The organism is Paraburkholderia sp. JPY465 (assembly GCF_050436725.1).
Taxonomy (GTDB): Bacteria; Pseudomonadota; Gammaproteobacteria; order Burkholderiales; family Burkholderiaceae; genus Paraburkholderia; species Paraburkholderia youngii.
Genome location: NZ_JBNDMT010000006.1, coordinates 1,050,207 through 1,073,072, shown reverse-complemented (window position 1 = coordinate 1,073,072; position 22,866 = coordinate 1,050,207). Strand labels below are relative to the sequence as shown.

Here is a 22,866-nt window from a genome sequence, read left to right as displayed (position 1 = left end):
TGCTGCGCGGCGCGGCGCTTCAGGGCCGCGGGTGGCCTTGTTCGTCATGCCGCACGATCAGCACCGGTATGTCGGTCGCCCGTACCAGCGACTCCGCGACGCTGCCGAGCAGAAAGCGCTGCACGCCATGGCGGCCATGCGTGCCCATCACGATCAGATCGGCCTGGATTTCGTCGGCGACGCGCGCGAGTACCGCCGACACGTTTTCGGCGTAAGCGTCGATCACCCGCACGCCGCCCGGCACCTGCGCCTCGCGCAACAGCTCGCGCGGCCCATCGAGCGCGCGGCTGGCGAAATCTTGCGCCGCGCTCGCCGGCTCCGGCTCGAAAGCCACGTCGGCATTGTTCGACCACTTGCCGTGCCCCACCACGCAGCAGGCTTCGAGCGTGGCGCCCGTCAGCTTCGCGAGCTTCAGCGCCTCGGCGAAGGCGCGCTGCGCGCTGGGACTGTCGTCGAGTGCAACCAGAATTCGTGCATACATGTCGGACTCCCTCTGAAAGCGCTGGCATGACCCGAAGTGGCGCCGTCGCGCGTTTGCACCGACAGTGTGAAGCGCGCGCCGCCACGCGGCTTGACGCAGGTCAACGGGCCGCCGGTCGGCGTCGCCGCCGCTGGACGACATCGCCAGCAAGCCACTAGGAATATTCCTACAACCACTGCCTGAACTCCTAGCACCGCTTAAAGCGCCGCCGATATATTTCCAAGGTTAGGTCGCCAATACTGGTCGGTATGGACAGCCCCCCGTCAGCCACCTTATCGAGAGTTTTTCTCGTCGACGATGCGACCGAGGTCCGGCGCCGGCTTGCTTGCCTGATCGCGCTGATTCCCGGCATCGAAATCGCCGGCGAGTCCGCGGGCGTCGAGCACGCGTTCGACGACATCGTCGCGAGTCGCGCCGATGTCGCGGTGCTGGACCCGTGTTTCTCGGGCAAGACCGACCTGCTGCTGCTCGCTGCGCTGTCGCGGGCGCGGCCGTCCATCGTCAGCATCGTGCTGACCAATCATGACGCGACGGCGTTTCGCCGCGCGTGCGAAGCGGCGGGCGCCGACTTCTTCTTCGACAAGACCTCGGAGTTCGAGCTCGCCTGCCGCGCCATCGAAGCGATTGCCTATGCGCGCCGTGCGCATCGGGTCTGACCGCCAGGAGCCGATCATGCAAGTTGCCGCAGTCCGTGAACCCCGCCACGACGCGCCTCGCACCTCGCACGTCGTACCGATCCACGTCGCGCCCAGCACCGCGGCGGCACGCCACGCCGTCACGCGCTGCTCCACCTGCGCGATGCGCGCGATCTGCATGCCGCCCGAGCTGACGCCGGACGAACTGAGCCGGCTCGACGTGTTGATCTGCTCGACGCGCTCGATCAAACGCGGCGACGCGCTGTATCGCGCGGGCGACGAGTTTCAAAGCATCTACGCGATACGCGCCGGCTCATTCAAAACCGTGGTCATGCATCGCGACGGCCGCGAGCACGTGACCGGCTTCCAGATTGCGGGCGACTCGCTTGGCCTCGACGGCATCGGCGAGGGCAAGCAGAACTGCGATGCGATCGCGCTCGAAGATAGCGTCGTGTGCATCATTCCGTTCGCGCAGCTAGAGGCGATCTGTCGCGAGATCAAACCGATGCAGCATCACATCTATCAGATGATGAGCGGCGAGATCGTGCGCGAATCGAGCCAGATGATGCTGCTGGGCACGATGACCGCCGAGCAGCGCGTCGCGACGTTCCTGCTGAATCTGTCGAAGCGCTTCAAGGCGCGCGGCTTTTCGGCCGCGGAGTTTCATCTGCGCATGACGCGCGAGGAAATCGGCTGCTTTCTGGGCATGAAGCTCGAAACGGTGAGCCGGATGTTCTCGAAGTTCCAGCGCGAACGCCTCGTCAAGGCGAACGGCAAAACGATCCGCATCGAAGACCCGGAACGACTGGCTCGGGTTTGAGCGTCGGCGCGGCGCTCGCCTCACGTTCGTTCGCGGGACATGCCGGGTGGAACCGGCGCTCCTGAACTGATATAACTCAGTGCGTTGCGGTACGCGACCTTGCGTGGCCGCCCGGAGGAGCGATGGGTCTATCGAGCGGCGAGTCTTCCTGCTTCACCAGTGTTGCGTCCGGGTCGGACGTGTCCGTCGAGGATCGCTATTTCATGTTGGTCGAAGCGGTACAGGACTACGCGATCTTCATGCTCGACCCCGCCGGCCGCGTAACCAGCTGGAATCCCGGCGCACAGCGCATCAAGGGCTACACGCCCGAAGAAATCATCGGCCAGCATTTCTCGAAGTTCTATACCCCGGAAGACATCGCGGCCGGCAAGCCCGCTCGCGAACTGGAAACCGCCGCAGCCGTCGGCCGCGCCGAGGACGAAGGGTGGCGTGTGCGTCGCGACGGTTCGCGTTTCTGGGCCAACGTGGTCGTTTCCGCCGTGCACGATGCGTCGGGCGCGCTGCTCGGCTTCGCCAAGGTCACCCGCGATCTGACCGAGCGCATGCGTCTCGCGGAACTCGAACGCGCGAGTCAGGTATCCACTCACACGCAGATCGCCCGTGAAAACGAGCAGAAACGTATTGCACGCGAACTGCACGACGATCTCGGCCAACGGCTGACGGCGCTGAAAATGAGCGTCGCGCTGCTCGAAGCGAAGCTGAATCAGCAAGCCGACACCGAGCCGCTTGCGGCGCAAACGCATGAGCTGCAAAAGCAGATCGACTGGATGGCCGCTTCGCTGCGGCGCATCGCCGCCGATCTGCGCCCTCCGCTGCTCGACGACCTCGGACTCGCCGCCGCGCTCGACTGGTTGGCCGAAGACTTCACGAAACGCTACAACGTTCGCTCGAGCGTGCATCTCGAACCGGCCGAGCCGGTATGCGGCGAATTCGCGGCGACGGCGCTGTTTCGCATCGTTCAGGAGGCGTTGACGAACGTCGCGCGGCACGCCAAGGCGAGGCGCGTACGCATCGACATGATCTGCGCGGGCCCGACCGTATCGCTCGATATCGACGATGACGGCGTGGGTGTCGCGCTGGATCAGTCGCAGGGAACAACTTCATTCGGGCTGCTTGGCATTCGCGAACGGGTGCGGCAGTTGCGCGGCAACGTGTCGTTCACCAGCTCGCCCGGCCATGGTTTCAGGATCTCGATCCAGCTGCCAGCCGACGCGCTCGTGTAGTGCTCACACGCCGCCGCGCGCCGCTACCGGGGATTACTCCTCGGGCGCTTCCTCGCCGATCTGCTCGCGCATCAGCAACACCGGACAGGTCGAGAAACGCAGCACCCGCTCCGCCACGCTGCCGATCACGAGGCGCCGCACGCCGCGCCGCCCATGCGTGCCGAGCACGAGCAGATCGGCGTGGACCTGCTCGCCGTGGCGCAACACGATCGTGGCGACGTCGTCGGACAGGCTCTCAGACTCGATCATCGCGGGCCGGCAACGCACATCGGCGGCGGCGCAGGCCTGCTCGGCCTCCTCGAGCACCGAGTGGCCGTCCTGGCGCAATGCTTCGACTAGCGCGAGCGGGTCGTAATAGCCGGCATAGGAAAAGATCGGCGTCTTGTCGACTACATAAACCGGATGCACGACGGCCTTCGTCAACGCGGCGAGATTCACCGCTTCTTTCAGCGCGCGTTTCGAGAAAGTGCTGCCGTCTAGCGCGACGAGGATATGTTGGTACATGCCGATTCTCCACTGAGGTTGGATTTGTCAACGCGCGTGGCGCGCCCCTGCTACAGATAAAAAGGCCCGCCCGCACTGCCCGGATGCGGCTCCCGCCACTGGCCACGCAGCACCGCATCCGCCCGCAACGACGGCGCATCGCGCGGACACACGAGCACGGGACAAGCCGCGTCACGCAGCGTGCGCGACGTCACGTGTCCCGGCAATGGATGCGGCATGCCGCGCATGCCGTGCGAACCCATCACGATCAGGTCCGCGTGCCAGCGTTGCGCTTCGTCGAGAATCGCGGTCGACGCATCGCCGGAATCGTCGTTGAACTCGAGCAACGCGGTTTCCGCCGCGCGCCGGCTCTGTTCGAGCATCGCCGCACCGCGCCGCAATACATCGATTCGCTGCTGCAACACGACTTCGAACGGCAGCCATTCGCACCACGCAAAGCGGTCGTCGGCCGCGTAGACGACCTTGATGCACGAGTCGGGCGGCGCGACCGCGAGCGCGGTGCGCAGCGCGTCGAGCGCGGTGTCGCTGCCATCGATCGCGACCAGCACGCGGCTCACCACCGCGGCATCGCTCGCGTCGGTCGACCTCGCCGGCATATACAGCACCGGACGTCCGATCGACGCGACCAATTCCTCCGGATCGATACGGCCACCCCAGCGATGTTCGCGCGAATGCGCGGCCACCGCGACCAGATCCGCATCCCATTGCGCCGCCGTATGAGCGAGCGCTTCGGCCGCGCCCTGATGCAGCGCGGTCAGATCGACGATTTCGGCGTCGGTCGCCGCGACGACGCCGTGCAACGCGATCACCGCGTCGCGCAGCGCAGCCTGCGCACCGTGCAGCATCGCGCGATGCGTCTCGCACCAGTCCGGATAGCTGAGCATCAGCGTCGGATAAAGCGCGGCCGGATTGCAAACGATATTGACGAGACGAAAGCGCGCGTCCGCGGCGACGAACTGCTGGGCGACGCGCGTGGCGAGCGCCAGTCCGGCGCCGCCCGCGGACGCGATCATCACGCGGTGAAAGGAGTTGCGCTCGGCGGCAGTGTTCATCGGCTTTCCTCGGATCGTCGCGCCTCGGCCCGTGACGGGGCCCCAACGGTGCGCGCTTACATAATGAACGCCGGCGCGGCGGGCGGCTTGATCTGTATCAAGCGACCATGGCCCGTGAGCAAATCATCAGCGGATCGCGAGCACGGCCGCGCCGGTCAGCTTGCCGTGGCGCAGATCGTCGAGCGCGCGGTTCGCGTCGCGCAACGGGTAGGTGGTCGTCTCGATCGCTAGCCGGGTCTCCGCGGCGCTGCGCATGAACGCAAGCCCATCGTCGCGGGTCAGATTGGCGACCGATACGACGCGCCGCTCGCCCCACAGAAACGCGTACGGGAACGACGGAATGTCGCTCATATGAATGCCGCCGCACACCACCACGCCGCCCTTCGCGACCGCCTGCAGCGCCAGCGGCACCAGTGCGCCGACCGGCGCGAACAGCAGCGCGGCGTCGAGTTCGCTGGGCGGCGCCTCGTCGCTGCCGCCCGCCCATGCCGCGCCAAGGCGCAGCGCGAGTTGCTGGGCCGCGTGATCGCCGGGACGCGTGAACGCATAGACGGTGCGCTGCTGGTGACGCGCGACCTGCGCGACGAGATGCGCGGCCGCGCCGAAACCGTAGATGCCGATCCGTTCGGCGTCGCCCGCCATGCTCAACGTGCGGTAGCCGATCAGACCCGCGCACAGCAGCGGCGCGGCCTCGATATCGCCGTAGTGCGGCGGCAGATGAAAGCAATAGCGGCTATCGGCGACCGTGCGCTCGGCATAGCCGCCGTCGATCGTGTAGCCGGTGAAGCCAGCGTCTTCACAGAGATTTTCGCGGGCGGACAGGCAGTAGCGGCAGTGCCCGCAGGTGCGCCCGACCCACGGCACGCCGACCCGCTCGCCCACCTTGAAACCGCTGACGCCCGCGCCCAATTCGGCCACCACGCCGACGATTTCGTGGCCTGGAATCACCGGCCGTTTCGGATGCTCGAGTTCGCGATCGACCAGATGCAGGTCCGTGCGGCACACGCCGCAGGCATGAACGTCGATCAGGATCTCGCCGGCGCCGGGCCGCGGATCCGGCACTTCCCGCTCGGTCAGCGTCGCCGAGCTGCCGTCGAACACCATCGCTCGCATCGGGTTTCTCCTTCTGACGCTTCGGCGGCGGCACGCTGACGTCATGCAGACCGCGAGGTGCGCGCCGTTTTCATCAGATCAGCATAGGCGCGCCATTGTGTCGCGCGATCGGCCGCTGCCCTGAACCATTTGATCGAGGTCAATAAGGGCCGCTTCGCCGTCCGTACACTGATCTTATTCCTGATAGGCGCAGGACGCGCAAACGCTCGGGCAGCAGGTACCTGGCCAATCCGAACCAGTCATTTATATTGCGGAGACTTATCATGCGTTTGACCGTTCATCTCGACACGTTCGATCGTGTCAACCCGATGGCCTTCGCCATTCTCTGGCTCGACAAGGACACGCGGCGATGGTCGCGCGAAGGTCATTTCGCGCTCGACTTGCCCGAATGGGGCGCGTTGCATGTGGATTGCGGCAATACGCTGGTGTGCGCGCCGCATGGCACGGCGCCGGTCTGCGTGCTCGAGGGGCTCGATCTCAACCAGCTCGACGGGCCGTTCGAAGGCGAGATCGGCCGCGTGCAGTGGTGCGCGGACGGCGGCAGCAGCCTGATCAGCGGTCACTGGCGCGTGCAATGCATCGACGTCGAACAGACGGAACCGGAAAACAGCGTCTTCGCAACCGACGAAAACGCGTGAATGGGCGCGTCGTAACCGCCGAGGAGGCGATCGCCACGACTGCCGTCGCTGATCTCGAGCGCGTGCGGCCAGCGCACGCTTTGTGCTTCGTCCGCACGCCGTGGGCCTGTTTCACGCGACTGCCGCTCGATCAGCAATGGGGCGACGGCACCACCGCCGTACCACTCTGGACGTGACGAAAAGAGGCCTGGAGCTGCGTCAGGTTGTGAACATCGAGTTTCGCGTAGATTTTTCGCACGTGGTCGATCACAGTGCTTTCGCGAATACCCATCAGTTGCGCAATATCCCCATGCGAGCGTCGGAGCAACAGGTAAATGCAGAGTTGCCGCTGCCGTTCGCTCAAGCCAAGCTGAAATCCCCGCGTCTCGATTTCGAACGCGAGCGGAGGGAAATGCTCGGTGTAGATAGCGATACATGCGTGGTCCGCGTTCACTGCTGCGTGGTCGAAGCGATACGCTCTGAACGTAAATCGACCGGCGGCGTTGAACCGTTCCAGGACAGGTGGCGCTGCGGCGCAGCCTCGCCAGATTCCGTTGAAATTGGCGAGTAGCGGCGCTAGCCAACCCGGGAGCCGGGTATGTTGCGCGTGGCTGACCGACTCTCCGCCTGCCAGCGCGAGCATCCTCATGCCGTCGTCGTTCTGCAACATGATCTTGCCGGTGTCGTCGGCCACGATAACCGACGAACGGCCATCTTCCGTGTGATCGGGATGCCGGCCCTTGGGCGACGTGAGCGCATGCGCGATATGTGCCGACAAAGGTCGAATGTCGGCGAGGTCCCGTTCGGAAAACGGCCGGCCGCCGGGCATTCTCTTGAGCGTCACGCTGCCCCACCCGCGCTTCCCATCGAAGGCCGTCAGTTCGAGGCTGTGCCGGATGTACATAGGCCGGTAGAGCTCGTTGTACATCGTGCTGTTGAGCAACACCCCATCATGGCGTGCCGAGTTTTCGTATCCTCGTCCTCGCCGCATCGCAGTCGAAAAACTAACCCCCATTGCATCAACCTGCATTTCCGTATTGTGCACTTCGGACATGTAGAGCGGCATCATTGCGTAGATGGCCTCGTTCTGGCTGTACATGTCGCTAAGCGCATACTGCGCGTCCGCGTAGAAGAACATGCCCCAGTCCGCGCCGACCAGCGTACGAAGCGTTTCGACGACGTGCGGAATGACGATGTGCGGATCAGATCCAAGCGAGCACAGTCGCCGGACGTGACCTGACAAAGCAGCGTGTTTTGAAGACATTTCTGTCTCCGGAATCGTAGAAATCCGCTATGCCTTTGGTTGCTTCCTATACTGTCAGACGTTAGGCACGACTGTTACTCCCATTTGCGAGGGTATTGGTCCAGCGGAGATGTAAGGATGGGACGAGTCGATGACATTCATGCGGCGGTGCGGCTCGTCTATCAGGCGGCGCTCGATCCCGGGGAATGGCATGCGGCGCTCGATTCGGTCGTGAACGCTATTGGTGCACATAAAGCGGTGCTCAACGAAGTGACCGGAGATGCCGTTGGTGTCGTCGCGTCGACCGGCATCGACCTCTATTCCGCGTCACGACTGCACCGCGAGTTCGCGTCACGAATGCCGTACTGGATCAGCGCCATTCCGGCAGGAACGTCATTGCGTCAATCGTCAGCGATCTCCGACGCGGATTTCAGACGCTCTGATCTGTATAACGAGGCGGTTCGTCCAGCTGGCGGGTTCTACGGGATCGTCACGCCACTCGTGCGCACGCCTGTGCGTCAGGTCTATCTTTCGACCGGCCGCGAATTAGGTGCAGCGGATTTCGATAACGAAGACGTAGACGCCTTGAATGTCGTTGTGCCCCACCTTATCAACTCGCTCGAAGTGGGCAAGCGGCTCGTGCGCGCGGACGCGAACGTCAAGTCGGTATTTGATTTGCTCGATCGCGCGAGCGTCGGCGTCATTCTGTTCGACGCCGCGCTATGCCCTGTGTTCGTGAATAGACGCGCCGAGGCGCTTGCATCGAGTGGCAACGGATTGGTGCTGTCCGAACGCACGGTGGCGGCGACGAGGCACGCGGAAACACTGTTGTTGCAGAAGGCGATGGCCAGCTCGGTCGGCTTGCATGACATAAAACCCGGCGGCCGCGAGAGTGCGATACAACGAGCCGCCCCCACGCGCTGCTATCTTTCGCGCGATCCGCCGCGCCTGCCACTCGTCGTCAGGATCATGCCATTCGACCTGCACCAGCGGTCTGGCGCGTATGGAGATGCGGGCGAATCCAACACCACACGTGGCGCTCTGTTCCTGACGGAGGCCGATCGTGCGCCGAACGTCGATGCGGACGTACTCGTTGAAACGTTCCAGCTCACGCGCCGCGAGGCGCAACTTGCAGTGTTGCTTGCCAACGGCTACTGCGTCGAAGAGGCGGCGACGAAGCTCGCAATCGCCTTAGGCACAGCGCGGGGATACCTGAAACAGATATTGGGCAAGACCTGCACACATAGACAGGCCGAGCTCGTCGCGCTCATCCTGCGCAGCAGCCTGCAAGCTTTCGAATCTGCCGATGGCCGCTAGAGTCGCGGCGGCAAGGCCGTCTCCGCCAGACCGGCAAGCGGGCGTTTTTCGCGCACGCGCTGACTCAGCATGCCGAGCACGAGCAGTGCTATCGGATAGAGGATCTTGTAGTTCGAATCTGCCATCAGGAAACCACAGGACAGAAATGCGAGCGGTGTCAGAAGCCATCGCTGTGCTCCGCGTTCGATCTTCCAGCAAGCGAAGATACATACCAGGTAGAGCACCAGAAAATTCTGGTTAGCAACGGTCAATAGATCCGAGATCTGGATATGAAATGCCGTCACCCCTGCCAGTACGGCCGCAAAGCTTGCCGCCACCAACAGTACTGCGTTGCGAGGCGTTCCTTGCGCGTCCAGGCGCGCAAACACTCCGGGCAGCAGGCGGTTCCTGCTGGCGGCATAGAAAAGACGACTGGCAGCGAAGACCCACGCATTGGCTGTCGCCTGAATAATCACGACTGTCACCAGCGCGAATGCAGACTGCCAGCGCAAGGGAACGAGATGGGCAATCCCTTCCGCCGCGTTCACCGACGACTGGTTACTTGACGCACCGTTTACGGTGCCTGCCAGCAGGGAATACAACACTACTACGACGAGAAAGCTAGCCAGATAAACGAGCTTGATCGTTCGCTGCGGCTGCTGGAACTCTTCGAGACCGAACGAGACGTTCTCCCAGCCTACAAATGCCCAGAAAAGCAGAGCACTCACTCTCCAGACTTGCGATGGCTTGACGCCTGTCCAGTCGGGACGCGTCCACAACAGCATACCGGTGCGCAGGTCGGCGTGCCTCGTCACGCAAAGGGCGAGCACGGCAGCGACGATCAATGCGAGCGAGAGCTTATTGACGAGCGCAGCCTTGCGAATGCCGACCAGGTTGAACGTAATGGCGACCAGCAAGATCGAGATGCAGATGGGCACATGAGCACTCTTGCCGAGGCCAAAGGCAACGAGCGCATAGCTTGCCCCGATCATCGATTGGGCCGGCACGGTAAGCGGGAACGTGCCGCATAGAACGGCCGTGACGGCAGATTCGGCACGCCGCCCGAGCGCGGCTTCGGCGTAACGCGAAATGCCCGCGGCGGAGGCGTAGCGCGTGCCAAGGATTGCAAACACCCAAAGCAGCGGAAGGCAGGCGATCGCGCAGGCCAACCATCCGAATGCCGCGATTTGCGGTGAGCCGAGCTGCAGCGCAAGGCCCGGAAGACCAAACACGCCGGAGCCGACGACCATCCCGACAGCCAGCGCCGTGCCGCCGAACAGCGAAATCTGCCGACGCAATTCTGGCACTTCTTTCTCCTTCGCTGTTTCCTGTGCTGTGACTCGATGCAAGTCCAGCTCGATTCCGGTGACTAGCACGGTCGTATTCATGCTAGATGTCGCGCGAAGGCGAAACACCCCATGCGCAGGGGGCATCTGCGAGTCGGCCGCGAGCGAACGGAGCGTCAGTTGGCCGTACCGTCGCCAGGCGCGAATCGGCTGGAGGCACAGCGGAAGGTTCTCCTGGGCAGCACCCGGCGCGTCAGGCGGTCGTCAATGGCAGCGTCACACGGGCCTCCAGACCGCCAGAGCAGCGATTTTCGAGTTCGAGTTCGCCGTGCATGGCGAGCGTCAGGCGTCGCGCGATGGCGAGCCCGAGGCCGCAGCCGTGCGTCGAAGCCGCCGTTTCGGGCGCGCGGTACCACGGAGCGAACACCGTCTCCAGAAGGGCTGGAGCGATGCCCGGCCCGGAATCGACGACGGCGAGCACGAGGCGCTGCGCGTCCACACTCACACTGAGACGGACATCCACGCCATAGCGCAATGCGTTGTCCACGAGGTTCGCTAGCACGCGGCGCAACGCATGAGGACACGTCATCACGGGACGCCCTACGCGCCCCTCGAGTGCGATGGCGCGTCCGGCGTCGCGATAGTCGGCGATCAGCGCGCCAAGCAGGGCGTCCGCATCGACGGAACGCATGGGCTCCAGTGCACTGCATTGCATGCGCGCGCAGGAGAGACTGCCCTCCACCAATTCGGCCATCTCAGCCAGATCGCGGGCGAGCGCGTCGCGCACCGCACGGTCCTCCACGAGTTCGGAGCGCATGCACATGCGCGTGAGCGGCGTGCGCAGATCGTGCGCATAGGCGGCGAGCACATGGAGCAACTCCGCCTGCCGGCGAGCGCGATCGCGCGTACATACATTGAAAGCGCGAGCGAGACGGGCGATGGCCGGCGGTCCCATCCCTTCGGGTAAGACGTACTCCGTTGCGTCGCCAGGGTTCCGCGCGATGTCCGCCGTCATGCGCTGAACGCACACGCGCAGCTCCACGACTTTCAGAGCCGCAAGGGCCACCGCGAGAACGGCAGGCAGCATGAGTGGCGGACCGACGCGCACAAGCATTTCCCAACTGGCCTCATGCGTAGCAAATGGAGCGTAAGCGCAGGCGGCCGCGAACAGCACCCACAATGCACGCGACCACGCGGCAAAGGACAGCCACGCGGACGTGCTCATGCATACGCCAAAGGTGTTGGGTGCGTCGATCGAGTGCGCGCTCATATCCGTTCTCCTGTACTGGCCGCTTCGTACCACTGCCGCACGCGCATTGACAGACAGCCAGCACCATGCCTCGCTCGGCATCGTCAGGATAGTGCCCATCAAGGGCGTCCACCAGCATATGAACGTATGGGTTCAACCTACATAGGTTCACGCCAACGTCACCCGTCACGAGCCTATACGGACGTATATGAAACCCATCCTTAAACATCTCCCTACCCAGTCCTCAATGGAATGGTTCTACCGCTTCGTTCTGGTTAATCTTCTCGCAGCGGTATTTAAAACGCATCTGCACGCGCTTATCACAGGTCATGGAAAAACCCGATCACATCCTGGTTGTCGACGACGACCGCGGCATACGCGAGCTGGTTGCCGATTATCTCGAACGAAACGGCATGCGCGTTTCGGGCGCGGCCAATGGACGGGAAATGCACGAGATTATCGGCAAGCAGGCACCCGACCTGATTCTGCTCGATCTGATTCTGCCCGGAGAAGACGGCCTCGCGCTTTATCGCACGTTGCGTGAGAACCGCCATCGTGCGGTGCCCGTTCTGATGCTGACGGCGAACAGCGACGTCACCGACCGCATCATCGGGCTCGAAATGGGCGCGGACGACTATATGTCAAAGCCGTTCCAGGCCCGCGAGCTTCTCGCACGGATAAGGGCGGTATTGCGCCGCACGCGCATGCTGCCGCCGGACGTGCAGCCAGTGGACAACACAGCCGTTCTCGGCTTCGGAGAGTGGCGCCTCGACACTACCGCGCGTCATCTGCTCGAATCCAATGGCAACGTCGTGACGCTCAGCGGCGCCGAATACCGACTACTGCGCGTGTTTCTCGACCATGCGCAACGCGTGCTGACGCGCGATCAGTTGCTCAATCTGACGCAGCGCCGCAACGCCGATCCATTCGACCGCTCGATCGATCTGCTGGTAAGCCGGCTCCGGCAAAAATTGAATGACACCGCACGCGCTGCCCGCTACATCAAGACGCTGCGCAACGAGGGCTACATCTTTTCGGCGCCGGTCACGCTTCATCGTGAAACTCGCGAAACCGTGCAGTACGCAGGGGCGCAGGTTAAGAGCGAAGCGCTCCGACAGCAGCGAAGTTTCTTTGGTGTCGCACGATTTTTGTAGCGATGCGTACCGACCGCGCCGGAGGATACAACGGCCTACCTATCACCCGCACGCGGAAACAAGCCCGATACGTGCGAGGCCTCTAATGACTCCACGCAACGGCGATTCACCCGCGCGGCCAACGAAACCTGCTGACATGGAAGCCTCGAATATGAAAGCCATCGTAATGGAGGGCCCGTGCGGCCCTGATGCATTGCGGGCGCCATCGACGTCAGGATCGGAGGTGTTTATCCGCTCGAGCAAGCGGCCAAAGCACACGAGGACATGGAGAGCCGCAGCACGACGGGCGAGCTGCGGCTGATTCACTAGCGCCGCTTCGCATGTGCTTTCAGCTCTCACCAAGTGCACCCTTGAGCGTGGCGAGAAGTACAGAAGCGCTGAAGGGCTTGAACAGACAATCGTACGCGCCCTGCGCTATCAGGTTATTGCGCACGGCCCCGTCCTTGCGAGCGGTAATGAAGACGACCGGCACGCCTTTACCGAGTCGTTTCAACTCCCGAAAAAGCGCGAGCCCGCCCATACCCGGCATGCTGACATCGAGGAGAAGACAATCGGTTTGATCGACGACTCCAGAAGCAAGAAAGCTTTCCACCGATGAGAACACGCTCACAGCATATCCAAATACCCGCACCAGTTCGGGAAGCGCCTCCCGCACTGAATCGTCATCATCAACCAACGTTACTCGCATGATTGCCCGCCATTAAAACTCGTTGAGACCGCTACACCGCTGCCAAAGGATGCACGAACGCGATCTGCCGATCTACGATACCTTGGTATCTTTCGAACAATAAATTCCGGCAAGAAGAGTGCAAGCGCGCCGCACACGGCGTCAAAGCGCGCGCGGGCAGGACGGTGCGGCCGTGATCAGACTCCAGGCAGGGCATCCGTATATTTAGGCAATTCAGGTTTCGCCGAGACGGATACCTATACCAAAGAACAGTCCCGTACGCAGTTAGATTGACGACAGACATGCGAAAGCACGATGGTTTGAATTGACCGCTGCCGGTAAATTTGGGCCATGAAATCTCATCGAGGCGGCCGTTGCTCGCGCATCACTGACTCGTTTGGTTCTTCCCGGCAAGGAGTAGTGCGCAATGCTCGTTCAGGTCGCTCCGCTGACACGATTCGACCGTGTGCTGCTTTCACTTCTTGCATTTTTCTGTTTGAGCGAAACATCGTTGGAAATGGTCTTCTCTGATTCACAGGAAGACATCGCCGCGGTATTGCTTGCAAAGGCGACATGGATGGCGCTAATCGCGGGACCGTTTATGCAGCGTCGATATGCCGCCCGTTTACTCTCATATCTATGCGTCGTCAGCGCTATCGCAGTCGGGCTGTCTCTGCCGGATATGGCCAGCAAGGCGCCCTTCTTTTTTTCGATTCTGACGATTGACGTGCTGCTCAAATTTTCGATGTTCGTTCGGGTGGCGGTCTTCTCATCGCATCCCATCGACCCTTAGGATCGGCCGGGTACTTCGACGACAGCGATTTTCGAGGCGGTGCCTAGGGTGGCGCTACAAGTTGCAGGCGAACTGCCGACATCACCAATAGCGTCGCATCGAAGAAAGTGTATCCTTGCGCAACAATTTTCGTTGCAGCGGCGATGCATAAAAAAACAACTGTCTTGTGGGACGATGGCGAGCGTGTCTTGTGGAGAGGACCGTCCTCGGTGGTGGCCGGTCAGAGTGAGCTGTTCGTGCGGCTTGCCGCTGACCAGCCGATGCCCGCCAGCCTCGATCGGCTTGCCCACGAGTTCGGGCTGAAGGACGAGCTTGACAGTGCGTGGGCGGTACGGCCGCTAAGGCTGGTGCGCGAAGGCGGCCAGACCGTGCTGGCGCTCGAGGACCCCGGCGGCGAGCCGCTCGCGCGTCTGCTCGGCACGCCCATGGAGATTGGCTATTTCCTGGAACTCGCCATTGGCATTGCCGCCGCCCTCGGCAAGCTTCATCAACGCGGCCTGATCCATAAGGATCTGAAGCCCGCGCATATCCTCGTGCATTGCGCCGACGAACAGGCGCGGCTGACCGGCTTCGGCCTGGCCTCGCGACTGCCGCGCGAGCGGCAGGCGCCGGAGCCTCCCGAAACCATCGCCGGAACGCTCGCCTACATGGCACCCGAGCAGACCGGACGGATGAATCGCTCGATCGATTCGCGCAGCGATCTGTATGCGCTCGGCGTCACGTTCTATCAGATGCTCACGGGTGTCTTGCCGTTTGCCGCCACGGACGCGATGGAATGGGTGCACTGCCATATCGCCAGAACGCCATTGGCACCCAATGCGCGGGTGGAAGCCATCCCCGCCGTCATCTCCCGCATCGTCATGAAGCTGCTCGCCAAGACCGCCGAGGAGCGCTACCAGACCGCTGCCGGTGTCGAGCATGATCTGCGGCGCTGCCTCGCCGACTGGGAGCGTCAGCGCCGCATCGACGACTTTCCGCTGGACGAGCACGGCACCCCCGACCGGCTGATGATCCCCGAGAAGCTTTACGGACGTGAGCGGGAAGTCGAGACCCTGGTCAGCACCTTCACCCGTATTGTCGAGACCGGCACACCCGAACTCGTGCTGGTTTCCGGGTATTCGGGCATCGGCAAATCGTCGGTGGTCAATGAACTGCACAAGATCCTCGTGCCGCCACGGGGATTGTTTGCATCCGGCAAGTTCGACCAGTACAAGCGCGATATTCCGTATGCAACGCTGATCCAGGCATTTCAAAGCCTGGTGCGCATGCTTCTGGGCAAGTCCGAAACGGAGCTGGCGGGCTGGCGTGCCGCATTGCTGGACGCGCTCTCGCCCAATGCGGCGCTGGTGAGCGAACTGATCCCCGAACTGAAGCTGATCATCGGCGAGCCGCCCGCGGTCCCGGAGCTCGAACCACAACAGGCGAAACAGCGCTTCCTGCAGGTGTTCCGGCGTTTCATCGGCGTATTCGCTCAGGCCGACCATCCGCTCGCACTGTTCCTCGACGACCTGCAGTGGCTCGACGCAGCGACCCTGGACCTGCTCGTGGACCTGCTGATCCAGCCGGAACTGCGCTACCTGATGGTCATCGGCGCCTATCGCGACAACGAGGTGGATGCCGCTCATCCGCTGACAGCCCGGCTTGCAGCGATCCGCAGCGCGGGCGCGAAGATCGGGGAAATCCGGCTCGCGCCGCTGACCGGTGCGCACATCGGGAATCTGATCGCGGACGCGCTGCACTGTGCGCCTGAAAAACTTGCGCCACTGGCGCGCCTCGTGACCGACCGGACCGGTGGTAATCCGTTCTTCGTGATCCAGTTCCTGCACGCGCTGGCCGAAGGCGGTCTGCTGGCATTCGATCACGATGCGCGGCAGTGGCGCTGGGATACCGAACGCATCCACGCCAGCGGTTACACCGACAACGTCGTGGACCTGATGGCCGGCAAGCTGACGCGCCTGCCGCCCGCGACGCAACGCGCGCTGCAGCAGCTTGCCTGTCTCGGGAACACCGCGGACATCGCGACCCTGTCGGCCGTGCTCGGCATGCCGGAGGCGGGGATTCACGCCGTGGTCTGGGAGGCGGTTCGCCAGGAACTCGTCGTGCGGCTCGAAGGCGCCTACGCGTTCGTTCACGACCGGGTTCATCAGGCCGCCTATTCCCTGATTCCTGAATCATCGCGCGCCGACGCGCATCTGCGGATCGGCCGCCTGCTCATCGCGCAGGCCCCGGCGGAAAAACGCGAGGAAGCGATCTTCGAAATTGTCGGGCAGCTCAATCGCGGCGCCGTGCTGATCACCGAACGGGATGAACGCGAGCAACTGGCCGAACTCAATCTGCGCGCTGGCCAGCGCGCCAGGGCGTCGGCAGCCTATGCCTCGGCGCTCGCCTATTTGACCGCTGGCGCCGGGCTATTGAATGACGATTGCTGGCAGCGTCGGCATCAGTTGATTTTTGCACTGGAGCTGAACCGGGCCGAATGCGAATTCCTGACGGGACAACTGCTCGCCGCCGAGACGCGACTTGCGGCGCTATCGAAGCGTGCGACGACCACGCTCGAGCGCGCCCAGGTCACGTTCTGGCAGATGGATGTCTACCTGATGCTCGACCAGAGCGAAAACGCGATCGCCGTTGGCCTCGCCTTCCTTCGTCATGTGGGCATCGAGTGGTCACCCCATCCGGACGACGCGCCCGTGCGCCGCGAATACGAGCGCATCTGGTCACTGCTTGGCGACCGGAGCATCGAGGAACTCATCGATCTTCCGCCGATGGAGAATCCCATCGCGCTGGCAACCGTCGAGGTTCTGACCAAGCTCTTCGCGCCCGCGTTGTTCACGGATGGGAACCTCAATTGCCTGACGATCTGCAAGGCAATCAGTCTCAGCCTCGAACAAGGCAATGCCGATGCGTCGTGCGTGGCCTACGCCCAATTCCCCTGGTTCGCCGGACGGCTTTTCGGCGACTACCAGCCCGGATTCGAATTCGGCCGGCTCGGCTGCAAGCTCGTCGAACGACGCGGCCTCGTACGCTTCGAAGCCCGCACGCATCTCGCGTTCTCCGTTTATGTCGCCCGCTGGGTGCGCCCAGCGCGGCAGACTTGCGGCGACCACTTCCGCCGCATTTTCGACGCCTTGAACAGGACCGGCGACCTGTCGTTCGGCGCATTCGCGTGGTTCCACCTCGTCTCGAACCTGCTTTTCATCGGCGAGCCACTGGCCGACGTGCAACGAGAGGGTGAAACCGGCCTTGCGTATGCCAGCAAATTGCAATTCGGCCTGGCGATTCACTTTATCGAAGACCAGCTTGCGGTCATCCGGACGCTGCGCGGCTTGACGCCGGTATTCGGCTGCCTCGACGACGCGCAGTTCAACGAAGCTCACACAGAACAGCACTATCTGGATCTGAACAAACCGTCGCTGTCGGCCGCCGCATGCTGGTACTGGATCCGGAAGCTCCAGGCGCGCTATCTCGCCGGCGACCACGAGGCGGCCATGGCCGCCGCGTCAGAGGCGCAGCGGCTTCTGTGGACCTCGCACTCGTTCCTCGACGAGGCCGAATATCACTTTTATGCCGCGCTCGCGACGGCTGGACGGCGCGACTCCATCGCGGCTGGCGAGTGGCCGCAGCAGCGGGAAGCATTACTTGCCCACCATAAGCAGCTGCGCGTTTGGGCCGATCTCTGCGCGGAGAACTTCGCAAGTCATGCCGCACTGGTCGGCGCCGAGATCGCGCGCATCGAAGGCCACGTGGCGGAGGCCGAAACGCTCTACGAGCAGGCTATCGATTTGGCGCAGGACAGCGGCTTCGCGCATATCGAGGCACTGGCGAGCGAACTCGCGTCGCGCTTTTATGCGGCCCGCGGTCGTCGAAGAATTGCGCGCATGTATATGCAGGACGCCCGCTATGGCTATCTGCGTTGGGGCGCCATCGGCAAGGCGCGTCAACTCGAGGAACAGTACCCATACCTGAGAACCGAAGAGACGGTGCCCGGACCGACCAATACGATGGCGGCAACCATCGAGCACCTGGAGCTGGCGAAAGTGATCAAGGTGTCGCAGGCGGCGTCAGGCGAAATCCACCTGGAAAAGCTGATCGGGATGGTCATGCGCACGGCCATCGAACAGGCGGGCGCCGAACGGGGTCTGCTGATCCTGTCGGATGCGGGCGAGCATCGGATTGCCGCGGAAGCCACCACCGCCGGCGACGCGGTCCATGTGCAGCTATCGGACGCGCCGCTCAACTCAGCGGTGTTGCCGGAGTCGATCATCAACCAGGTCTTGCGTACGCGCGAGAACATTTTCCTCGACGATGCCGCATCGGATCCGATGGCCGATCCGGACCCTTACGTCCGTCAGCATCGCGCACGTTCCATTCTGTGCCTGCCGCTGATGAATGGCGCCAAGCTGATGGGCGTGCTCTACCTCGAGAACAATCTCACTGCCCGCGTGTTCAGCCCCGCGCGGATCGCCGTGCTGAAGCTCGTGGCCTCGCAGGCTGCCATTTCGCTCGAAAATGCCCGCTTGTATCGCGACGTCGCGCAACGCGAAGCAAAGATCCGACGCCTCGTCGACGCCAATCTCATTGGGATCGTCATCTGGGGCCTGGACGGACGACTCATCGACGCCAACGATTCCTTTCTCGACATGCTCCAGTACGACCGTGAGGATTTGCGGAAAGGGCTGCGATGGTACGACATGACGCCCCCCGAATGGCAACAACGTGTGCCGCGCGAGTTCGAAGAGCTTGCGGCGACCGGCGCCATGCAACCCTGCGAAAAGGAGTTCTACAGGAAAGACGGCAGCCGGGTACCCGTCCTGATCGGCGGCGCGGCATTCGAGGATGAGCCGAACCAGGGGGTGGCTTACATTCTCGATCTGAGCGCGCAGAAGCAGGCGGAAAAGAAAATCCGTGACAGCGAAGAGCGCTATCGCGACGTGCAGGCCGAACTGGCGCATGCGAATCGCGTCGCGACGATGGGGCAGCTCGCCGCGTCGATCGCTCACGAACTCAGTCAGCCCGTTACCGCGACGGTGGCCAACGCGGAGGCCGCATTGCGATGGCTGGCCCGCGAGCCCGCCGACCTCGGCGAAGCGAGGCGTGCGCTCGATCGTATCGTCAGGGACACCAATCGCGCCGGAGACGTGCTCGGCCGGATCCGGCAAATGGTCAGGAAGGCGCCACGGAAACAGGAGCCGGTAGATATCAACGAGGCGATCCGCGAGATCACCGAACTGGTCCAGGGAGAAGCAAGGAAGAGTGGCGCCAGGCTGGAGATCCAACTCGCGGAAGATTTGCCGTCCATCGAAGGCGACCGGGTGGAATTGCAGCAGGTGCTGCTCAACCTGATCATCAATGCATTGGAGGCAACGAGCAGTCTGGAGGGGACTCGGCACGTGCAGGTCAGCACGGGCGAGGCGGACGGTGCCGGCGTGGTCGTGACCGTGCGCGACTCGGGACCGGGCTTCGGTCCGAACGGTCCGGAACACGCGTTCAGCGCGTTTTACACGACCAAAGCGACGGGCTTGGGCATGGGACTTTCAATCTGCCGTTCGATTATCGACGCCCATGGCGGCCGGTTATGGGTGAGTGAATCCACGCCGCGCGGCGCGGCGGTTCAGTTCACGGTGCCCCTGCACGCGTCGCCAATGCTATGACTCGCCACCGGATATTTTCCCGAGGACGCTCGCAACGATGCGATCGCACTGCGCCCCGCCGAATTCGAACACGTCGCGCTCGGCGAGATCGAGAGCCTGAGCGAGCGACTCGCGCAACATGCTGCGCGCGCGGAAATGCCGGCTCCGTACCGTCGCTTCTGGAATGTTCAGACACTGCGCGGTCTCCTCGACGCTCATTTCCTCGATCGCGCGCAGCACGAATACGACGCGAAACGGCTCGGGCAATTCATCGAGTTTGCGTTCGAGCAGCGCGCGCACTTGCGAACGCGCAAGCGCCCGGTCGGGGGCATCGTCGTCGTGTGTGGTCATTGCATCGTCAGGTTCGATGTATTCGGGTGCGTCCACGATCGGAATCACATTCTGACGCCGCGCCGAGCGCCGTAATCGCGCGAAGCATTCGTTGAGCACCAGCCGTGACAGCCACGTGAACAATTGCGACTCACCGCGAAACTGGCTGATCGATCGGTACGCGTGCAGATACGCATCCTGTAGCGCATCTTCCGCCTCGGCGTCGTTGCGCAAGGTCGCGCGCGCCATGCGATAGAGCCGGCGGTTATGCCTTCGCATCAGCAGTTCGAACGCGTCACGGTCACCCGCGGCGATGCGGCGCGCGATGCCGAGGTCGTCTTCAGTGGACTCGACAGGCAGATTCATCATCGCTTTCATCGTACGTTCAGAACCGCGTGCATCGTCGGATGCAGCGTGCACGAATACGTGTAGCGTCCCCCCTTGGTCGCCACGTAACTCCACGATGCATCCGGCGCGATGTCATGCGAATCGAACGCTTTCGCATCAGCGGTCGCGGTGTGCGGAAACAGGTCCTTGTTGATCCACACCACGCGATCACCGCGCGCGACCGTCAACGCGGCCGGATTGAACCGCATCTGTTCGATCACGACGACGTACGTCGCCGCCATCGCATCGACGTGCAACACCAGCACGCCCATCAGACAAACGAGCCGGCGCATCTCACGCACCGCTCTTTGCCAGTTCCGCCTGCACGTGGCGCGCATGTTCGAGATGCGCGACGAAGGCCGGCCGCACCTTCACGAGCAGCGCCTTCAGTTCCTCGTTCTTCGCGCTCGGAATGAGCGTCTTGTCGAGCGCGTCGATCACGTTTTCATGATAGGTGACCTCGTGATCGATATAGGCCTTATCGAAGCTGGCACCCGAAAGTGTCTTCAGTTTGGCGATGTTCTGGTCGCCGCCCTGCTTGAGGTTCTGACTCGTCGGATTGTCCTCGGGGGTCACGTTGAGCTTCTTCACGAGATCCGTCGCGGCCTTGTTGACGCCGGTGTGATCGGTGACCATTTGCTGCGCGAACGCCTTCACGTCCTTCGATTTCGTTTTGGATTCCGCGAGCTTGCCCGCGTCGATATCGACCTGATTTGCGGTCACGACGATCGCGGCAATCTGCGGATCGCTCGGCCCGGCGCCTTGCGCGCTGGACGCGATGCTCGCTAACGCGAGCGTTGCCGCCAGCACTGTGTGGATGATGAGCTTCATCTGACATCTCCCCATATTCCGTTGCGGATATGGGATTGGATGTCACGTCGGAGAAGCGCGTTCCCGATCGGCCAGGAACGCGCCCGGAATGCGCGCGCCACGTTGCCGCGTGACGCGCAAAACCACCGCACACTACATCGCGATCACCTTGCCGGGGTTCAGGATATTGTGCGGATCGAGCGCAAGCTTGATCGCCTTCATCGCCGCGAGTTCGGCCGGCGAGCGCGACATGCCGAGCACGCCCAGCTTTTCCTCGCCGATCCCATGCTCGGCCGATACGGAGCCGCCCATTTCCCCGGTGAGTTCATAAACGACGCGCTTGACCTCGTCGATGTCCGCGTCGGTCCAGCCCGGTTCCTGCGCCACCACGTGCAGATTGCCGTCGCCGAGATGCCCGTACACGAGGATCGTCGCTTGCGGCCAGCGCGCGCGCAGCCGCTCGTCGCAACGCTGCGCCGCATCGCCCGCCTGCGCAACCGCGAAGCTGATGTCGAACGAGATGCGTCCCGGGATCAGGCGCGGATATTCGGCCGGCGCGTCGCGAATCGCCCAGAACGCCGCGGCGTCCGCGTCCGATTGCGCGAGCGCGGCATCGGAGATCACGCCCGCGTCGAGCATGTCGGCGAGAAAGTCCTCGAACGCCGCCGACTGCCGCTCCGGGTCCGCGCCGCAAGTCTCGAGCAATACGTAGTAAGCGTGATCGCTGCCGAGCGGCACGCGCAGTTCGGGCAGGCGTTCCCGCACGAAATCGCAATAGCTGGGCCACATGACTTCGAACGCGGACACGCCGGCCGGCAGCCGTTCCTGCGCGCGGCCGAGCAGCGTGGTTACCGCCTCGTAATCCGGCATGCCGCACCATGCGGTCGAGATTGCGCGCGGTTTGGCGCGCAGGCGCAGCACCGCGCGCGTGATGACCCCGAGCGTGCCTTCGCTGCCGGTCAGCAGGTTGCGCAGGTCATAGCCGGTATTGTTCTTGATCATCTTGCGCTCGCCGCCGATCACGCTGCCGTCGGCGAGCACCGCTTCGACGTCGAGCACCTGGTCGCGCATCATGCCGTAGCGGATCACGCGATTGCCGCCCGCATTGGTCGCGATGTTGCCGCCGATCGTGCAACTGCCGCGCGCGCCGAGGTCGAGCGCGAACATGAAGCCGGCGTGATCGGCCGCTTCCTGCACCACCTGCAGCGGCGTGCCCGCGAACACGGTGATCGTCGCGCTGACCGGATCGATGTCGATGACGCCGGTCATCCGCTCGACGCTCAGCGCAACCTCGCCGCCGAGCACGCAGGCGCCGCCAGCATGCCCGGTCATGCCGCCTTGCGTGACGACCGGCTGGCGGAATTGATGACAGATCCTGAGCGCGGTGGCGACTTCTTCGGTCGTGCGCGGGCGGATCAGCGCGATCGGATCGGTCGATGGCGTGCCGCTCCAGTCGGCGAACTGCCGCCCGCCAAATTCGGCCGGCAGACTCACGATGTCCGCGCCGAGCGCTTCGCGCAGCGCGGCGACGGCTTCGTTACCGCGGGTCGCGACGTTCGGTTCTTGCTGCATCAGA

The 22,866-nt window shown here is 63.3% G+C and carries 21 protein-coding genes; 9 read left to right on the top strand and 12 right to left on the bottom strand.

Annotation, left to right across the window (positions count from 1 at the left end; translation table 11 throughout):
• Positions 1-19: 19 nt before the first annotated feature.
• Positions 20-481 (bottom strand): universal stress protein, encoded by a 462-nt coding sequence (locus QFZ94_RS38280; protein WP_368581233.1) that lies wholly within the window; start codon positions 479-481, stop codon positions 20-22.
• A gap of 248 nt (positions 482-729) precedes the next feature.
• On the opposite strand from QFZ94_RS38280, the gene QFZ94_RS38275 reads away from it, so the two are divergent.
• The 3 genes from QFZ94_RS38275 (at position 730) to QFZ94_RS38265 (ending at position 3,159) form a co-directional block, all read left to right on the top strand.
• Positions 730-1,137, top strand: coding sequence for a response regulator (locus tag QFZ94_RS38275; RefSeq protein ID WP_368581232.1), 408 nt, complete (start codon positions 730-732; stop codon positions 1,135-1,137).
• A gap of 16 nt (positions 1,138-1,153) precedes the next feature.
• Positions 1,154-1,936, top strand: coding sequence for a fumarate/nitrate reduction transcriptional regulator Fnr (fnr, locus tag QFZ94_RS38270; RefSeq protein ID WP_429463101.1), 783 nt, complete (start codon positions 1,154-1,156; stop codon positions 1,934-1,936).
• A 122-nt stretch (positions 1,937-2,058) separates the two neighbouring features.
• Positions 2,059-3,159: a PAS domain-containing sensor histidine kinase gene (locus QFZ94_RS38265; RefSeq protein ID WP_429463100.1), complete on the top strand. Its 1,101-nt coding sequence runs from the start codon at positions 2,059-2,061 to the stop codon at positions 3,157-3,159.
• A gap of 33 nt (positions 3,160-3,192) precedes the next feature.
• Here QFZ94_RS38265 and QFZ94_RS38260 read toward each other — a convergent pair whose 3' ends face one another.
• The 3 genes from QFZ94_RS38260 to QFZ94_RS38250 all read right to left on the bottom strand — a co-directional run bounded on the left by QFZ94_RS38260 (position 3,193) and on the right by QFZ94_RS38250 (position 5,828).
• Positions 3,193-3,663 (bottom strand): universal stress protein, encoded by a 471-nt coding sequence (locus QFZ94_RS38260; RefSeq protein WP_368581229.1) that lies wholly within the window; start codon positions 3,661-3,663, stop codon positions 3,193-3,195.
• Positions 3,664-3,713: 50 nt separating this feature from the next.
• Positions 3,714-4,715: a universal stress protein gene (locus QFZ94_RS38255; protein ID WP_429463099.1), complete on the bottom strand. Its 1,002-nt coding sequence runs from the start codon at positions 4,713-4,715 to the stop codon at positions 3,714-3,716.
• A 126-nt stretch (positions 4,716-4,841) separates the two neighbouring features.
• Positions 4,842-5,828 (bottom strand): zinc-dependent alcohol dehydrogenase family protein, encoded by a 987-nt coding sequence (locus QFZ94_RS38250; RefSeq protein ID WP_368581227.1) that lies wholly within the window; start codon positions 5,826-5,828, stop codon positions 4,842-4,844.
• A 263-nt stretch (positions 5,829-6,091) separates the two neighbouring features.
• On the opposite strand from QFZ94_RS38250, the gene QFZ94_RS38245 reads away from it, so the two are divergent.
• Positions 6,092-6,466, top strand: a complete 375-nt coding sequence (locus tag QFZ94_RS38245) for a DUF3564 domain-containing protein (RefSeq protein WP_368581226.1) — start codon at positions 6,092-6,094, stop codon at positions 6,464-6,466.
• 130 nt (positions 6,467-6,596) lie between these two features.
• Here QFZ94_RS38245 and QFZ94_RS38240 read toward each other — a convergent pair whose 3' ends face one another.
• The gene (locus tag QFZ94_RS38240) at positions 6,597-7,709 is read right to left on the bottom strand and encodes a helix-turn-helix transcriptional regulator (RefSeq protein WP_429463098.1); all 1,113 of its coding nucleotides are present in this window, start codon (positions 7,707-7,709) and stop codon (positions 6,597-6,599) included.
• A 147-nt stretch (positions 7,710-7,856) separates the two neighbouring features.
• On the opposite strand from QFZ94_RS38240, the gene QFZ94_RS38235 reads away from it, so the two are divergent.
• Positions 7,857-9,005, top strand: a complete 1,149-nt coding sequence (locus QFZ94_RS38235; RefSeq protein ID WP_429463097.1) for a helix-turn-helix transcriptional regulator — start codon at positions 7,857-7,859, stop codon at positions 9,003-9,005.
• On the opposite strand, the gene QFZ94_RS38230 is transcribed toward QFZ94_RS38235, so the two are convergent.
• Entirely contained in the window at positions 9,002-10,372 is a 1,371-nt protein-coding gene (locus QFZ94_RS38230; protein WP_429463096.1) for an APC family permease, read from the bottom strand. The genes QFZ94_RS38235 and QFZ94_RS38230 overlap by 4 nt on opposite strands.
• A 151-nt stretch (positions 10,373-10,523) precedes the next feature.
• Positions 10,524-11,540, bottom strand: coding sequence for a sensor histidine kinase (locus QFZ94_RS38225; RefSeq protein ID WP_429463095.1), 1,017 nt, complete (start codon positions 11,538-11,540; stop codon positions 10,524-10,526).
• A 308-nt stretch (positions 11,541-11,848) separates the two neighbouring features.
• Here QFZ94_RS38225 and QFZ94_RS38220 point away from each other — a divergent pair, with 308 nt between their 5' ends.
• Both QFZ94_RS38220 and QFZ94_RS38215 read left to right on the top strand, forming a co-directional pair.
• Positions 11,849-12,673 carry a response regulator gene (locus QFZ94_RS38220; RefSeq protein ID WP_429463094.1) on the top strand — a complete coding sequence of 275 codons (825 nt, stop codon included), beginning with the start codon at positions 11,849-11,851 and terminating at the stop codon, positions 12,671-12,673.
• Positions 12,674-12,865: 192 nt separating this feature from the next.
• Positions 12,866-12,982 carry a zinc-binding dehydrogenase gene (locus QFZ94_RS38215; RefSeq protein ID WP_429463666.1) on the top strand — a complete coding sequence of 39 codons (117 nt, stop codon included), beginning with the start codon at positions 12,866-12,868 and terminating at the stop codon, positions 12,980-12,982.
• A gap of 19 nt (positions 12,983-13,001) precedes the next feature.
• Here the strand turns inward: QFZ94_RS38215 and QFZ94_RS38210 are convergent, their stop codons facing one another.
• The gene (locus tag QFZ94_RS38210; RefSeq protein WP_429463093.1) at positions 13,002-13,361 is read right to left on the bottom strand and encodes a response regulator transcription factor; all 360 of its coding nucleotides are present in this window, start codon (positions 13,359-13,361) and stop codon (positions 13,002-13,004) included.
• A 406-nt stretch (positions 13,362-13,767) separates the two neighbouring features.
• On the opposite strand from QFZ94_RS38210, the gene QFZ94_RS38205 reads away from it, so the two are divergent.
• Entirely contained in the window at positions 13,768-14,133 is a 366-nt protein-coding gene (locus QFZ94_RS38205; protein WP_429463092.1) for a hypothetical protein, read from the top strand.
• Positions 14,134-14,276: 143 nt separating this feature from the next.
• Positions 14,277-19,784: a trifunctional serine/threonine-protein kinase/ATP-binding protein/sensor histidine kinase gene (locus QFZ94_RS38200; RefSeq protein ID WP_429463090.1), complete on the top strand. Its 5,508-nt coding sequence runs from the start codon at positions 14,277-14,279 to the stop codon at positions 19,782-19,784.
• Here QFZ94_RS38200 and QFZ94_RS38195 read toward each other — a convergent pair.
• From QFZ94_RS38195 to QFZ94_RS38180, 4 genes are all read right to left on the bottom strand, one after another.
• A complete protein-coding gene (locus QFZ94_RS38195) occupies positions 19,779-20,471 on the bottom strand; it encodes an RNA polymerase sigma factor (RefSeq protein ID WP_410842364.1) in 693 nt (230 codons plus the stop codon). The genes QFZ94_RS38200 and QFZ94_RS38195 overlap by 6 nt on opposite strands.
• Positions 20,468-20,773, bottom strand: coding sequence for a cupredoxin domain-containing protein (locus QFZ94_RS38190; protein ID WP_429463089.1), 306 nt, complete (start codon positions 20,771-20,773; stop codon positions 20,468-20,470). The genes QFZ94_RS38195 and QFZ94_RS38190 overlap by 4 nt, the downstream gene beginning before the upstream one ends.
• A 1-nt stretch (position 20,774) precedes the next feature.
• Positions 20,775-21,311 carry a DUF4142 domain-containing protein gene (locus QFZ94_RS38185; protein ID WP_368582489.1) on the bottom strand — a complete coding sequence of 179 codons (537 nt, stop codon included), beginning with the start codon at positions 21,309-21,311 and terminating at the stop codon, positions 20,775-20,777.
• Positions 21,312-21,443: 132 nt separating this feature from the next.
• The gene (locus QFZ94_RS38180; RefSeq protein ID WP_368624077.1) at positions 21,444-22,862 is read right to left on the bottom strand and encodes an FAD-binding oxidoreductase; all 1,419 of its coding nucleotides are present in this window, start codon (positions 22,860-22,862) and stop codon (positions 21,444-21,446) included.
• Positions 22,863-22,866 lie beyond the last annotated feature (4 nt).

Excerpts from the sequence above, each read along its gene's own strand:
- QFZ94_RS38280 (WP_368581233.1), bottom strand. The coding sequence starts at position 481 with ATGTATGCACGAATTCTGGTTGCACTCGACGACAGTCCCAGCGCGCAG.
- QFZ94_RS38275 (WP_368581232.1), top strand. The coding sequence starts at position 730 with ATGGACAGCCCCCCGTCAGCCACCTTATCGAGAGTTTTTCTCGTCGAC.
- fnr (WP_429463101.1), top strand. The coding sequence starts at position 1,154 with ATGCAAGTTGCCGCAGTCCGTGAACCCCGCCACGACGCGCCTCGCACC.
- QFZ94_RS38265 (WP_429463100.1), top strand. The coding sequence starts at position 2,059 with ATGGGTCTATCGAGCGGCGAGTCTTCCTGCTTCACCAGTGTTGCGTCC.
- QFZ94_RS38260 (WP_368581229.1), bottom strand. The coding sequence starts at position 3,663 with ATGTACCAACATATCCTCGTCGCGCTAGACGGCAGCACTTTCTCGAAA.
- QFZ94_RS38255 (WP_429463099.1), bottom strand. The coding sequence starts at position 4,715 with ATGAACACTGCCGCCGAGCGCAACTCCTTTCACCGCGTGATGATCGCG.
- QFZ94_RS38250 (WP_368581227.1), bottom strand. The coding sequence starts at position 5,828 with ATGCGAGCGATGGTGTTCGACGGCAGCTCGGCGACGCTGACCGAGCGG.
- QFZ94_RS38245 (WP_368581226.1), top strand. The coding sequence starts at position 6,092 with ATGCGTTTGACCGTTCATCTCGACACGTTCGATCGTGTCAACCCGATG.
- QFZ94_RS38240 (WP_429463098.1), bottom strand. The coding sequence starts at position 7,709 with ATGTCTTCAAAACACGCTGCTTTGTCAGGTCACGTCCGGCGACTGTGC.
- QFZ94_RS38230 (WP_429463096.1), bottom strand. The coding sequence starts at position 10,372 with ATGAATACGACCGTGCTAGTCACCGGAATCGAGCTGGACTTGCATCGA.
- QFZ94_RS38225 (WP_429463095.1), bottom strand. The coding sequence starts at position 11,540 with ATGAGCGCGCACTCGATCGACGCACCCAACACCTTTGGCGTATGCATG.
- QFZ94_RS38220 (WP_429463094.1), top strand. The coding sequence starts at position 11,849 with ATGGAAAAACCCGATCACATCCTGGTTGTCGACGACGACCGCGGCATA.
- QFZ94_RS38210 (WP_429463093.1), bottom strand. The coding sequence starts at position 13,361 with ATGCGAGTAACGTTGGTTGATGATGACGATTCAGTGCGGGAGGCGCTT.
- QFZ94_RS38205 (WP_429463092.1), top strand. The coding sequence starts at position 13,768 with ATGCTCGTTCAGGTCGCTCCGCTGACACGATTCGACCGTGTGCTGCTT.
- QFZ94_RS38200 (WP_429463090.1), top strand. The coding sequence starts at position 14,277 with ATGCATAAAAAAACAACTGTCTTGTGGGACGATGGCGAGCGTGTCTTG.
- QFZ94_RS38195 (WP_410842364.1), bottom strand. The coding sequence starts at position 20,471 with ATGAAAGCGATGATGAATCTGCCTGTCGAGTCCACTGAAGACGACCTC.
- QFZ94_RS38190 (WP_429463089.1), bottom strand. The coding sequence starts at position 20,773 with ATGCGCCGGCTCGTTTGTCTGATGGGCGTGCTGGTGTTGCACGTCGAT.
- QFZ94_RS38185 (WP_368582489.1), bottom strand. The coding sequence starts at position 21,311 with ATGAAGCTCATCATCCACACAGTGCTGGCGGCAACGCTCGCGTTAGCG.
- QFZ94_RS38180 (WP_368624077.1), bottom strand. The coding sequence starts at position 22,862 with ATGCAGCAAGAACCGAACGTCGCGACCCGCGGTAACGAAGCCGTCGCC.